The organism is Streptomyces venezuelae, assembly GCF_008642355.1.
GTDB lineage: Bacteria > Actinomycetota > Actinomycetes > Streptomycetales > Streptomycetaceae > Streptomyces > Streptomyces venezuelae_B.
In genome coordinates this window covers 6,279,330-6,292,151 of record NZ_CP029193.1, presented here as the reverse complement: position 1 = coordinate 6,292,151, position 12,822 = coordinate 6,279,330, and the positions used below count along the sequence as shown (strand labels likewise).

The 12,822-nt window shown below is 71.2% G+C and carries 12 protein-coding genes; 5 read left to right on the top strand and 7 right to left on the bottom strand.

Features of this window, described 5'->3' with window-relative positions; genetic code table 11:
• Positions 1–27: 27 nt before the first annotated feature.
• Positions 28–1,275, bottom strand: a complete 1,248-nt coding sequence (locus DEJ47_RS28990) for a sensor histidine kinase (protein WP_150173128.1) — start codon at positions 1,273–1,275, stop codon at positions 28–30.
• A gap of 6 nt (positions 1,276–1,281) precedes the next feature.
• Positions 1,282–1,935: a response regulator transcription factor gene (locus tag DEJ47_RS28985; RefSeq protein WP_062780089.1), complete on the bottom strand. Its 654-nt coding sequence runs from the start codon at positions 1,933–1,935 to the stop codon at positions 1,282–1,284.
• A 313-nt stretch (positions 1,936–2,248) separates the two neighbouring features.
• Between DEJ47_RS28985 and DEJ47_RS36625 the strand changes: the two genes are divergently transcribed.
• Positions 2,249–2,422 carry a hypothetical protein gene (locus tag DEJ47_RS36625; protein WP_165283794.1) on the top strand — a complete coding sequence of 58 codons (174 nt, stop codon included), beginning with the start codon at positions 2,249–2,251 and terminating at the stop codon, positions 2,420–2,422.
• 101 nt (positions 2,423–2,523) lie between these two features.
• Here DEJ47_RS36625 and DEJ47_RS28980 read toward each other — a convergent pair whose 3' ends face one another.
• Positions 2,524–3,330, bottom strand: a complete 807-nt coding sequence (locus DEJ47_RS28980) for an inositol monophosphatase family protein (protein WP_150173126.1) — start codon at positions 3,328–3,330, stop codon at positions 2,524–2,526.
• A gap of 11 nt (positions 3,331–3,341) precedes the next feature.
• Positions 3,342–4,469: a ferrochelatase gene (locus DEJ47_RS28975; RefSeq protein ID WP_150173124.1), complete on the bottom strand. Its 1,128-nt coding sequence runs from the start codon at positions 4,467–4,469 to the stop codon at positions 3,342–3,344.
• 212 nt (positions 4,470–4,681) lie between these two features.
• On the opposite strand from DEJ47_RS28975, the gene DEJ47_RS28970 reads away from it, so the two are divergent.
• Positions 4,682–5,926 (top strand): MFS transporter, encoded by a 1,245-nt coding sequence (locus tag DEJ47_RS28970; RefSeq protein ID WP_150173122.1) that lies wholly within the window; start codon positions 4,682–4,684, stop codon positions 5,924–5,926.
• The gene (locus DEJ47_RS28965) at positions 5,880–7,205 is read left to right on the top strand and encodes a D-arabinono-1,4-lactone oxidase (RefSeq protein WP_150173120.1); all 1,326 of its coding nucleotides are present in this window, start codon (positions 5,880–5,882) and stop codon (positions 7,203–7,205) included. Before DEJ47_RS28970 ends, DEJ47_RS28965 begins: the two co-directional genes overlap by 47 nt.
• Before the next feature lie 35 nt (positions 7,206–7,240).
• On the opposite strand, the gene DEJ47_RS28960 is transcribed toward DEJ47_RS28965, so the two are convergent.
• Positions 7,241–8,530, bottom strand: coding sequence for a hypothetical protein (locus tag DEJ47_RS28960; protein ID WP_150173118.1), 1,290 nt, complete (start codon positions 8,528–8,530; stop codon positions 7,241–7,243).
• A gap of 430 nt (positions 8,531–8,960) precedes the next feature.
• On the opposite strand from DEJ47_RS28960, the gene sepH reads away from it, so the two are divergent.
• Positions 8,961–10,106, top strand: a complete 1,146-nt coding sequence (gene sepH, locus DEJ47_RS28955; protein WP_150173116.1) for a septation protein SepH — start codon at positions 8,961–8,963, stop codon at positions 10,104–10,106.
• 93 nt (positions 10,107–10,199) lie between these two features.
• On the opposite strand, the gene DEJ47_RS28950 is transcribed toward sepH, so the two are convergent.
• A complete protein-coding gene (locus DEJ47_RS28950) occupies positions 10,200–11,027 on the bottom strand; it encodes a sulfurtransferase (RefSeq protein ID WP_150173114.1) in 828 nt (275 codons plus the stop codon).
• A gap of 402 nt (positions 11,028–11,429) precedes the next feature.
• Here DEJ47_RS28950 and DEJ47_RS28940 point away from each other — a divergent pair, with 402 nt between their 5' ends.
• Positions 11,430–12,155, top strand: a complete 726-nt coding sequence (locus DEJ47_RS28940; RefSeq protein WP_150173110.1) for a VOC family protein — start codon at positions 11,430–11,432, stop codon at positions 12,153–12,155.
• Between the two features lies 1 nt (position 12,156).
• Here the strand turns inward: DEJ47_RS28940 and DEJ47_RS28935 are convergent, their stop codons facing one another.
• Positions 12,157–12,819 carry a thymidine kinase gene (locus DEJ47_RS28935; RefSeq protein ID WP_150173108.1) on the bottom strand — a complete coding sequence of 221 codons (663 nt, stop codon included), beginning with the start codon at positions 12,817–12,819 and terminating at the stop codon, positions 12,157–12,159.
• Positions 12,820–12,822: the final 3 nt, after the last annotated feature.

The following is a 12,822-nucleotide window of genomic DNA, read 5'->3' as shown; positions in this document are numbered from 1 at the left end:
ACACATCGACGCGTCTGCGGCCGCTTCTCAGAGAGGCAAGGTGACTCGCATCACGAGCCCTCCCCCCTCACGCGGCTCCGCGATGATACGGCCCCCGTGGGCCCGCGCCACCGACCGGGCGATCGACAGGCCGAGACCCACGCCCTTGTCGCTGCCCGTCCGCTCCGTACGCAGCCTCCGGAACGGCTCGAAAAGGTTGTCGATCTCGTACGCGGGCACCACCGGGCCCGTGTTCGACACCACCAGGACCGCCTGGCCGTGCTGGGCCTCCGTGGTGACCTCGACCCAGCCCTCGTCCTGCACGTTGTACCTGACGGCGTTCTGGACGAGGTTCAGGGCGATCCGCTCCAGGAGGACGCCGTTGCCCTGCACGACGGCTGGACCGCGCTCCCCGCGGATCTCCACGCCCTTCGCGTCGGCCTCGGTCCGCACCTGGTCGACGGCGCGATCGGCCACCTCGGCGAGGTCGACCGGTTTCCGCTCCACGATCTGGTTGTCGCTGCGGGCGAGGAGCAGCAGTCCTTCGACGAGCTGCTCGCTGCGCTCGTTGGTGGCCAGCAGCGTCTTGCCGAGCTGATGGAGCTCCGGCGGCGCCCCGGGGTCGGAGAGCGACACCTCCAGGAGCGTGCGGTTGATGGCCAGGGGCGTGCGCAACTCGTGCGAGGCGTTGCCGACGAACCGCTGCTGGGCGGTGAACGCCCGCTCCAGGCGGTCCAGCATCTCGTCGAAGGTGTCCGAGAGCTCCTTCAGCTCGTCGTCCGGGCCGTCCAGCTCGATGCGGCGGGACAGGTCCGTGCCGGCCACCCGGCGCGCGGTGCGCGTGATGCGGCCGAGCGGCGACAGTACGCGGCCTGCCATCGCGTACCCGAAGGCGAAGGCGATCACGGCGAGGCCGAGCAGGGCGAGCAGGGAGCGGCTGAGCAGGTTGTCGAGGGCGTTCTGACGCATGCGGTTGACGCATTCGTTCAGCGCGGCGTTCAGCTGCGTCTCCGTCGGGTGCTCCTGGAGCCCCTGGAAGTTGGCGCAGGTGCTGCTGCTGACCGTGGACTTGCCCGTGACCCTGAACGGCAGGTCACTGCCGACGTTCAGGGCCTGGGCGGCGAGCAGGTAGATGATCGAGAGCAGCAGGATGCCCGCGATCAGGAACATGCCGCCGTAGAGCAGCGTGAGCCGTATGCGGATGGTCGGGCGCAGCCAGGGGAACGGCGGCTCGGCCTTCCTCGGGTCCCACGTCGGCTTCGGAGGCGCTGCTGGCGGCGCCGGGGTCGCGGCCACCGCCGGTCAGATCCGGTAGCCGGAGCCCGGCACCGTCACGATGACGGCGGGCTCGCCGAGCTTGCGGCGCAGGGTCATGACGGTCACCCGGACGACGTTGGTGAACGGGTCGGTGTTCTCGTCCCAGGCCTTCTCCAGGAGCTGCTCCGCGGAGACGACCGCGCCCTCGCTGCGCAGCAGCACTTCGAGGACGGCGAACTCCTTCGGGGCCAGCTGGATCTCCCTGCCCTCGCGGAAGACCTCGCGGCGGTTGGGGTCGAGCTTGATCCCGGCGCGCTCCAGGACGGGCGGCAGCGGCACGCTGGTGCGCCGCCCGAGGGCGCGCACGCGTGCCGTGAGCTCACTGAACGCGAAGGGCTTGGGGAGGTAGTCGTCCGCGCCGATCTCCAGGCCCTCGACACGGTCGCTGACGTCGCCCGACGCGGTGAGCATCAGGACGCGGGTCGGCATGCCGAGCTCGACGATCTTGCGGCAGACGTCGTCGCCGTGGACGAGCGGGAGGTCCCGGTCGAGCACCACGACGTCGTAGTCGTTGACACCGATGCGTTCCAGGGCGGCCGCGCCGTCGTACACGACGTCGACGGCCATGGCCTCCCGGCGCAGTCCGGTGGCCACCGCATCGGCGAGCAGCTGCTCGTCCTCGACGACGAGTACGCGCACGTCGCTGTCCTTCCTCTGTGCCCCTGCGGGCAGGTCTGTCTTGGGGGTAGGCCTCCATCCTGCCCCTTTCGGCCATAAACCGGCTGTAAGGCGGCCTGTGGACGTGATCGGGCCACGGGAATGCCGGATTTTCTCGGTCCGTTGAGGTTTCTGCGGAAGGGAGCCAGGGGAGGACGGCCTTACACCCGCGATCACGCTTTGTATGTGGCGCGCCACGAACCGCTTTCCCAGAGCGGCTTGAGACGTGATCGCCCCTTCTTTGAGGGCACACCCCCGTGCCATCGACCCACGACCCAGCCGAGGGGGCGCAACCATGGACGCATTCACCGCAGGTCTTCTGCAGCGCATAAAGGCCACGGAGTCCGACCTCACGAAGGCCCGTGAGACGGGAGACGACTTCCTTGCCGAGGTCGAGCTGGCGGAACTGGAAGATCTCCACCGCCTGGCCGCCGAGCACGGTGTCGAGGTGGGCGTACTCCACGCCTGACCGAGCCCCGCACAGCTGAAACGGCAAGGGCCCCGGCACCTGGATGAGGTGCCGGGGCCCTTCTGTCTGCGCGGGTGTGGTGTCCGTCGGGGACCGGTGCCTCAGTCGTGCCAGGCGCCGAGGTCCTCCAGGAGGCCCTGGAGCGTCTCGAAGAGGGCGGGCGGGGCTGCGATGCTCAGCTCGCTCGAGAGGGGCTCTCCGGGGCGGCCACCGGTCAGGGCGCCCGCTTCCCGCGCGACGAGGTCGCCTGCCGCGAAGTCCCACGGGTTGAGGCCCCGCTCGTAGTACGCGTCGAGCCGGCCCACCGCGACGTCGCACAGGTCGATGGCGGCCGAGCCGGCGCGCCGGATGTCGCGGACCCGAGGGATCAAGTGGCGGGCCACCTCGGCCTGCTGGGCACGGCGCGCGGCGACATATCCGAAGCCGGTGCCGACCAGGGCCTGGTCGAGGGAGGGGGCGGGGCGCACGCGCGCGGGCACGTCGTTGACGTAGGCGCCCTCTCCGAGGACCGCGCGGTACGTCTCCCCGCGCATCGGGGCGTGCACGACGCCGACGAGTGTCTCGCCGTCCTTGCGGGCGGCGATGGACACGGACCAGTCGGGACGGCCGTAGAGGTAGTTGACGGTGCCGTCGATGGGGTCGACGACCCACTGGACGCCGCTGGTGCCCTCGGAGCTCGCGCCCTCCTCGCCGAGGACGCCGTCGGCGGACCTGCGCTCCGCGAGGAAGTCGGTGATGAGTTTCTCGGAGGCGATGTCCATCTCGGTGACGACGTCGACGGCGCTGGACTTGGTGGCGGCCACGCCCAGGTCGTCGGGGCGCCCGTCGCGCAGGAAGGTCCCGGCGCGGTGGGCGGCCTCCAGGGCGACGGCGAGGAGTTCCGCCTTGAGGCCGGTGGGGTCGGTCACGTCGGGGGTCCTCACGCGTACGGGCTGTCGGCGCCCGCGGCGGCGGGCTTCGGGGTGCGGGCGGGGCAGCAGCCGATCGGGCACAGGTTGTGGCTCGCGCCGAGAGAGCCCAGGGCGCAGGGGGTCACGGCGGTGCCGCTCTCGACGGCGGCCCGCTCCAGGACCAGGTCCCGGATGGCGGCGGCGAAGCGCGGGTCGGCCCCGACGGTCGCCGAACGCCGGACCGGGAGGCCGAGCTCCGCCGCCTTGGCCTCGGCCTCGGTGTCGAGGTCGTACAGGACCTCCATGTGGTCCGAGACGAAGCCGATGGGGACCATCACGACGGCCGGGGCTCCGGCGCCCTGCCGCTCCTCCAGGTGGTCGCAGATGTCGGGCTCCAGCCACGGGATGTGGGGGGCGCCGCTGCGGGACTGGTAGACGAGCTGCCAGGGGTGCTCGGTGCCGGTCTCCTCGCGGACGGCGTCGGCGATGAGGCGGGCCACGTCGAGGTGCTCCTTGACGTACGCACCGCCGTCGCCGTGGTCCTCGACGGGGCCGGAGGTGTCCGCCGCCGCGTTCGGGATCGAGTGCGTGGTGAAGGCGAGGTGCGCGCCGTCCCGCACGTCGTCGGGGAGGTCGGCGAGGGACTTCAGGACTCCGTCGATCATGGGACGTACGAAGCCGGGGTGGTTGAAGTAGTGCCGGAGCTTGTCGATCCTCGGCAGCTCCAGGCCCTCGGACTCCAGGACGGCGAGGGAGTCGGCGAGGTTCTCGCGGTACTGGCGGCAGCCCGAGTACGAGGCGTACGCGCTGGTGGCGAGGGTGAGGATGCGGCGGTGGCCGTCGGTGACCATCTCGCGCAGGGTGTCGGTCAGGTAGGGGGCCCAATTGCGGTTGCCCCAGTAGACCGGCAGGTCGAGGCCGTGCTCAGCGAAGTCCTTGCGCAGGGCGTCGAGCAGGGCGCGGTTCTGGTCGTTGATGGGGCTGACCCCGCCGAACAGGAAGTAGTGCTGCCCCACCTCCTTGAGCCGCTCCTTGGGGATGCCGCGTCCGCGCGTCACGTTCTCCAGGAACGGGACGACGTCGTCCGGGCCTTCGGGGCCGCCGAACGAGAGCAGCAGCAGGGCGTCATACGGAGTGGGATCCAGCGCATCGGACATGTATCCGATCCTGCCACCCGCCACTGACAGGTGGAAAACGGCCTCCGCCGTCCGGAAAAGTCACACTGCGTCAGGCCCAAGGGGTCTCGGTGTGCCACCCCGGAAATCGCGGTGCGCCGACTCCCGTCGGAGCCGTAATCTGTATCGGCCATCTTCATGCCTTACCGGGGTCCTCCTGTCGGGAGCCGCCCCGGCGTTTCCGCGGAGTCCACGTGCCCAGCCCCTACCGCGCCCTCTTCGCCGCCCCCGGCACCAAGGCGTTCTCCACCGCCGGGTTCCTCGGCCGCATGCCGCTGTCGATGATGGGCATCGGCATCGTGACCATGGTGTCGCAGCTGACCGGCAGGTACGGCCTGGCGGGCGCCCTGTCGGCGACCGTGGCCCTGTCCGCTGCCGCGCTCGGGCCACAGATCTCCCGGCTCGTCGACCGGTACGGCCAGCGCCGGGTGCTCCGCCCCGCGACGCTGGTGTCCCTCGCCGCGGTCGCGGGGCTGCTGCTGTGCGCGAAGTTCGAGACGCCCGACTGGACGCTGTTCGTCTTCGCCGCGCTGGTCGGCTGTGTGCCGAGCGTGGGCTCGATGATCCGGGCACGCTGGGCCGTCCTGTACCGCGGCACCCCGCGGCTCCACACCGCGTACTCCTTCGAGTCCGTGGTGGACGAGGTCTGCTTCATCTTCGGGCCGATCATCTCGATCGGGCTCTCCACGGTGTGGTTTCCCGAGGCCGGACCGCTGCTCGCGGGCGCCTTCCTCGCCGTGGGCGTCTTCTGGCTGACGGCGCAGCGGGCCACCGAGCCGGTGCCGCACCCGCGCGAGCACCACACCAAGGAGTCGGCGCTCCGCAGCGGCGGCCTCCAGGTGCTGGTCGCCACGTTCGTCGCGACGGGCGCGATCTTCGGGTCGATCGACGTGGTGACCGTGGCGTACGCGGAGGACCAGGGCCACAAGTCCGCGGCGAGCCTGGTCCTCGCCGTCTACGCACTCGGCTCCTGCGTGGCGGGTGCCGCCTTCGGGCTCGTGCACTTCAAGGGGGCGCCCGCCCCCAGGTGGCTGCTGGGTGTCTGTGCGATGGCCGTGAGTATGATCCCGCTGCAACTGGTCGGGAACCTGCTGTTTCTGGCCGTGGCGCTGTTCGTGGCGGGCCTCGCCATCGCACCGACGATGATCACGACGATGGCCCTCGTCGAGCAGCACGTACCACGTGCGAAACTGACCGAGGGCATGACGTGGGTGAGCACGGGACTCGCGGTCGGCGTCGCGATCGGCTCCTCCGCGGCCGGCTGGGTCATCGACGCCGCGGGGTCGGGGGCCGGGTACGGGGTACCGGGGATCTCCGGGGCCGTCGCGGCCGCGGTCGGATTCCTTGGGTATCGCCGGCTGAAGCGGCCGGTTCCGCAACGGGGAGGGTCCCATGAGCACGGGCACGGGCAGCGGGAAGAGCACAGCGACGTGGCGTAACTGGGCGGGCAACGTCACCGCGCGGCCGGCCAGGGAGACCACCCCGGCCTCGGTCGACGAACTGGCGGCGGCCCTGCGTCGCGCCAAGGAGGACGGCCTCAGGGCGAAGGCCGTCGGCACGGGGCACTCCTTCACGTCGACCGCCTCCACGGACGGCCTCCTGATACGTCCCGATCTGCTGACCGGCATCCGTGCCGTCGACCGCGCCGCGGGCACGGTCACCGTCGAGGCGGGTACCCCGCTGAAGCGCCTGAACGCGGCGCTGGCCCGCGAGGGACTGTCGCTCACGAACATGGGCGACATCATGGAGCAGACCGTCTCCGGAGCGGTCAGCACCGGCACGCACGGCACGGGCCGCGACTCGGCCTCGATCGCCGCGCAGATCGTGGGCCTCGAACTGGTCACCGCGGACGGCACGGTCCTGACCTGCTCCGCCGACGAGAACCCCGACGTCTTCGCCGCCGCGCGGATCGGACTCGGCGCGCTCGGCGTGATCACCGCGATCACCTTCGCCGTCGAGCCGATCTTTTTCCTGACGGCCCGTGAAGAGCCGATGACTTTCGACGAGGTCACTGAGGACTTCAACGCGCTCGTCACCGAGAACGAGCACTTCGAGTTCTACTGGTTCCCTCACACCGGCAACTGCAACACCAAGCGCAACAACCGCAGCCCGGGCCCCGCGGCGCCACCCGGCAAGGTCAGCGCCTTCGTGGAGGACGAACTGCTCTCCAACGGCCTCTTCCAGGTCGTCAATTCCGTGGGCCGGGCCTTCCCCGCCACCATCCCGGGCATCGCCAAGATCTCCAGCAAGGCGCTCTCCGCGCGGACGTACACGGACATCCCCTACAAGGTCTTCACCAGCCCGCGCAGGGTGCGGTTCATGGAGATGGAGTACGCCGTTCCGCGCGAGGCCCTCGTGGCGGCCCTGCGCGAGCTGAAGACGATGGTGGACCGCTCACGCCTGCGGATCAGCTTCCCCGTGGAGGTCCGCACGGCGCCCGCCGACGACATCACGCTCTCCACGGCGTCGGGCCGGGACACCGCGTACATCGCCGTCCACATGTACCGGGGCACGCCGTACCAGGCGTACTTCACGGCCGCCGAGCGGATCTTCACCGCGCACGAGGGGCGGCCGCACTGGGGCAAGGTGCACACCCGCGACGCGGAGTACTTCTCCAAGCAGTACCCGCGCTTCGGCGAGTTCACCGCCCTGCGCGACCGCCTCGACTCCGACCGCATGTTCGGCAACGACTATCTGCGGCGGATCCTCGGCGCCTGACCCTCCTCCACGGAGTGGTTTCCGCCGAGTGACCTCTACGGAGTGGGCGTTACGCCCTGCTGGGGATCGCCACCCGTGCCCGAGCCCTTCGAGGGCGTGGGCGTCGGGGTCGGCTTGGGCGTGGGCGTCGGGTCCGTCGTCGAACCCTGGTCCCCGGAGTCGGCGTCGGAGCCGTCGCCCTTGTCCGGGTCCGTGCCGGTGCCGTTTCCGGTGTCGTCCTTCGAACCGGAGTCGGTGCCGTTGCCGTTGCCGTTGTTGTCGCCCGTGCCGTTGCCGGAGTTGTCGCCTCCGGTCCCGTCCGGGTCCTGCGACGCGTTGTCGCCGCCCTCCTGGGAGCCGTCACCCGTGCCCGACGTACCGCCGTCCGAGGGCTGCCCGGAGGGCTCGTCGGTGGACGGGGACTGCTTCCTCGGAGAGGAGTTGTGCCCCGAGACGCCGTTGCTGATCGTGGTGCCCTCGCCGCCGCTCAGGTCCTTGCCGGACACCAGCTCGTACGTGGTGATGCCCGCCATGGCGACACCGAAGACGACGGCAGCGGCGATCAACGGCCGCTTCCAGCTGCGGACCTGCGTGCGGTGCGTGGTGCCCTCGGTGAACTCCTGCGACGGGAGCGCGGGTTCGAAGGCGGTCGTCGGCGCCGGCACCTGGCCGGGGCCCGTGGTGCGCAGCACGCGCGTGGCGTCGTCGTGCGGCAACGCCTGTGTGGCGTCGACCGCTCCGAGGAGCTGCGTCCTCTCGGCGTCGGCACCGGTTCCCGCCGCGGGCAGGAGTGTCGTGGCGTCCGCGTCGCCTGCGGGCGGCGGCACCGTCGTGGGGTCCGTTCCCGCGGCGGGCAGCACCGTGGTGGGATCCGCCGCCGGATCCACGTCCCCGGCCGTGGGCAGCAGCGCGGTCGCGTCGGCATCGGAGCCGGGGGCGGCCGCTTCCGGTCTCCCCCACGTCGTGGTCACCGGCCCCGTCGCGCCAAGAGCTCCCGGGTAGGCGGAGGTTCTGGTGGAGGTCCTGAACGTCTCGGGCACGGGCGTCGCAGCCGTCACGGGAACCTGCCGCGCCTTCGGCTTGGCCTGCACCGTGACGTCGCGTATCTGCTCGCCCGTGCGTTTGAAGAAGTGCTGGAAGACGGTGCCGCCACAGGTCGCGATCGCGCTCACGACACCGGCGCCGAGGATCGTCCCGTAGACACCGAGGTTCGAGGCGAGCTTCGCCGCCACGACCGCGGCGATGGCGCTCCCCGCCACCTGCGGCACACTCAGATCGAGGCGCCGCTTCTCCTCCGGCTCCCCCTGGTCCTTCGACTCCTTGCCGGAATCCGGCTTTTCACGCATCTCCGACCCTTGCCTGCCTTTCTCGTCCGACTGCACGAGACAGGGACGTATGGGCGAAGCGATTAGTTCCGTTTCTGGCGATTACGTGAAGTGCGCCACCCTCGCACAGGCGGCGCAGGGCAGGGGCGGGCGCCAACTCCCGTCACCCATGAGAAGTTCGGCGGCGCGGCGGTCCACCCGCGTGGCCCGAATGGAGTACTGTTGCGAGCCCTGGGTCCGGTCTCCCGCCAGGGTGCCCGGGGCCTTGCAGGACCGCCGGGTGGGGGGCTCGCTGCACAGGGTGACGAAAGTCGTCACTTAGCGTTGCGAATAGGTAACCGTGCCATAACGGCGATCCAGGGCCCCTGCCCGACACGCCGGGCAACTCGGCAAGGTTGTGGCAGGCTGCACCCGGGCAGGCCACACTCGACTAGCGGAAGCAGCGACGCACGTGACGTCGGCAGGCACCACCCGGGAGGTCCCCATGCCCGAACTGCGTGTCGTGGCCGTCAGCAACGACGGCACACGGCTGGTGCTGAAGGCTGCGGACAGCACGGAGTACACGCTTCCGATCGACGAACGGCTGCGTGCGGCCGTCCGCGGCGACAGGCCCCGACTCGGACAGATCGAGATCGAGGTGGAGAGCCACCTCCGCCCCCGCGACATCCAGGCACGGATACGTGCCGGCGCCAGCGCGGAAGAAGTGGCCCAGCTGGCAGGCATCCCCGTCGATCGCGTCCGTCGCTTCGAAGGCCCCGTGCTCGCCGAGCGCGCCTTCATGGCGGAGCGCGCCAGGAAGACTCCCGTACGCCGCCCCGGCGAGAACACCGGCCCCCAGCTCGGCGAGGCCGTCCAGGAACGGCTGCTCCTCCGGGGCGCCGACAAGGACACCGTCCAGTGGGACTCCTGGCGCCGTGACGACGGCACCTGGGAGGTCCTGCTCGTCTACCGCGTCGCGACCGAGCCGCACTCCGCGTGCTGGACGTACGACCCGCCCCGGCGGCTCGTCCAGGCCGTGGACGAGGAAGCGCGTTCGCTGATCGGCGAGACGGACGACATCGCCGCACCCGAGCCCAGCTTCCCGTTCGTGCCGCGCATCGCACGGCTTCCGCGGGACCGCCCCGCGGACCGGCCGCTCGACCGCGCCCTGGACCGTCAGCTGGACCGACCGAGCATCCCCGCGACGCCGGCCGATCCGCCGGAGGAAGGGGTCGGAGCGGGTGCCGCGGTCGCCGAGCAGGAGCGCGACTCGCTGACCAGCCTCCTGGAGGCGGTGCCGAGCTTCCGCGGCGACATGGTGGTGCCCGAGCGCCCCTCGGCGGCCACCGCGGAACTGCCGCCGACCGTCACACCCGTGGCGCCCGTCCCGGAGGAGTCCGAGCAGGAGGCGGATGCCGAGGAGCCGCCGGCGGCAGCCGGTGCCGGCGCCGCCTACGCGGACGTGCTCATGCCGCGTTCGGTGGCGAGCCACCGCGACCGGCTCGTCGGCTCGACGGACCGCCAGGCCGAGGCCGACGGCGTGCGTCCGGGCCGCCGCGCGGCCGTCCCCAGCTGGGACGAGATCGTCTTCGGCACGCGCCGCAAGAAGCAGGAGTAGCCGCGGGCAAGCAGCTGCCGGAAGGCGGGGGCCGCACCGTTCGGTGCGGCCCCCGCCTCGTAATGAATTTCTCCGTAGAGAAGCAGTAAGGCCTTACTGCGGGTCCGGCCCGGTCGCCACGGGACGCGCCGGGTCGGCCGACCACTCCGACCACGAGCCGACGTACAGCGAGGCCGGGATGCCGGCCACGGCGAGGGCGAGCACCTCGTGGGCGCCCGAGACGCCCGAGCCGCAGTAGACGCCGACCTCCGCGGTCTCGGCGGCGCCCAGCTTCTCGAAACGCTCCGCCAGCTCGGCGGCGGACTTGAAGCGGCCGTCCGTGGCGACGTTCTCCGTAGTGGGCGCCGAGACCGCGCCCGGGATGTGCCCGGCCACGTTGTCGATCGGCTCGACCTCGCCGCGATAGCGCTCGGCGGCGCGGGCGTCCAGGAGCAGCCCGGAGCGGGCCAGGGCCGCGGCCGAGTCCGCGTCCAGCAGGTCCTTGCTGTTGGGCGCCGGTTCGAAGGAGCCCTCGGCGGGAGCCGTACCCGCCCCCTTCTCCAGCGGACCCGTCCACAGACCGAGACCGCCGTCGAGCACGCGCACGGACGTGTGACCCGTCCAGCGGAGCATCCACCACAGACGTGCCGCCGCCCAGTTCTGGCCACCGTCGTACACGACGACGTCCCGGTCCCGGGAGACGCCCGCCGCCCGCATCACGGCGCCGAAGCGGTCCACGTCGGGCAGCGGGTGCCGGCCGCCCGCACCGGCCGGACCGGCCAGGTCAGCGTCGAGATCGACGAACACTGCCGACGGAATGTGGCCTTCCTCGTACGCGGAGCGCAGCGAGCCCTCGTGGTGCCAGCGGACGTCGAGCAGGACCGGCGGATTCTCGCCCGCCAGCTCGCTGACGAGTTCGGATGCGGAGATGATGGCATTCATGGCCCCATCCTTGCGTACGGGGTAGTCGCGCCGCCAAGGTCCGGCTACCCTGCTCCGCCGGACACGGCCGAACACGGGGCGTATGGAAACATGCACGCCCTGTCGATGCGCGGACATCGCTCAGCAATCACGTGTTCACGGATGAGAAGCAAGAAATCGGGCATCTACCGGCGGGAAGCCGGACAGCGCGGCATGGCTGCCGCACGCACATTCGAATGAGAACCGAGCGGCCGACACACAGCGGCCGAGGAGAGGGTGACGATGACCGAGGCGCGGGCGAATGGGGTCTCCCCCGAACAGAGCTCGTCGGGACAGAGCTCGTCGGACCCCTTCGGGAAAGTGCGGCAGGACAGCGGTGGGACGGGCCGGCACAAGCCTGGCACGCCCTGCTGGGTGAGCCTGATGACGCGCGACCTGCCCGCGACCCAGGAGTTCTACGGGTCACTCTTCGGGTGGGAATTCCGTCCGGGCCCCGAGCAGCTCGGGCCCTACGTGCGGGCCCTGCTCGACGGCCACGAGGTGGCGGGCATCGGCCGGCTGCCCGCCGACCGGCATCTGCCCATCGCCTGGACGACCTACCTGGCGACGGACGACGCGGACGCGACGGCGGAGGCGGTGCGCCACTGCGGAGGCACGGTCGGCGTGGGGCCCCTCGACGCGGGCGACGCGGGGCGCCTCGCGATCGCGTCGGACCCGATGGGCGCCGTGTTCGGGCTCTGGCAGGCGGCGGCGCACCTGGGCACCGCGGTGGTCGGCAGGCCCGGCACACCGACCTGGAACGAGCTCCTGACGCTGGAGACGAGCAGCGTCGTGAAGTTCTACCAGAACGTCTTCGACTGCACCGTCGAAGCGGTCGTCTCGGCGGACTTCGACTATGTGACGCTGCACGTGGACGGTCGGGCGGTCGCGTCCGTGCACGGCCTCGGGCAGGCGCTGCCGCGCGACCGGGGGCCGCACTGGATGACGCACTTCGAGGTCGCCGACGTGGACGAGGCGGTGGAGCGGGTCGTCGAGCTCGGCGGCCACGTCGTCAAACCCGCCTGGGAGGCCTCCTACGGCCGGATGGCGACCGTCGCGGACCCGGAGGGCGCCACCTTCACCCTCGTACGCTCACGGGCTGACGCCTGAGTCAGACGCGGGCGGCGGCCGTGTCGACCGGCAGCACGTCGGGCGACAGGGCTCCCGCGCGCGCGGTCGCCGCCGTCGTCCTGCGCCGGTGGTGACGGCGGCACAGCACTTCGTAACCCACCTCGTCCGGCGACTGATTGACGTCGCCGACGACCACCTGGGCGCCCTCGACGACCATCTCGCCACCTATGGTGCGGGCGTTGTGCGTGGCCCGTGCGCCGCACCAGCAGAGGGCCTCGACCTGAAGCACCTCGACACGGTCGGCGAGCTCGACCAGGCGCTGCGAGCCCGGGAAGAGTTTGGAGCGGAAGTCCGTGGTGATGCCGAAGGCGAAGACGTCAAGACCGAGGTCGTCGACGACCCTGGCGAGCTGGTCGATCTGGTCCGGCGCCAGGAACTGCGCCTCGTCCGCGATCACGTAGTCCGCCCGGCCACCCTGTGAGAGATGGTCGACGAGGTGGGCGTAGAAGTCGAAGTCGTCCGCCGCCTCGATGGCGTCGGTCACGAGACCGAGCCGGGAGGAGAGCTTGCCCTCGCCCGCGCGGTCGTCCCGCGTGAAGATCATCCCCTGGAGTCCGCGCGCGGAACGGTTGTGCTCGATCTGCAGAGCCAGCGTGCTCTTTCCGCAGTCCATCGTTCCGGAGAAGAACACCAGCTCGGGCATGGG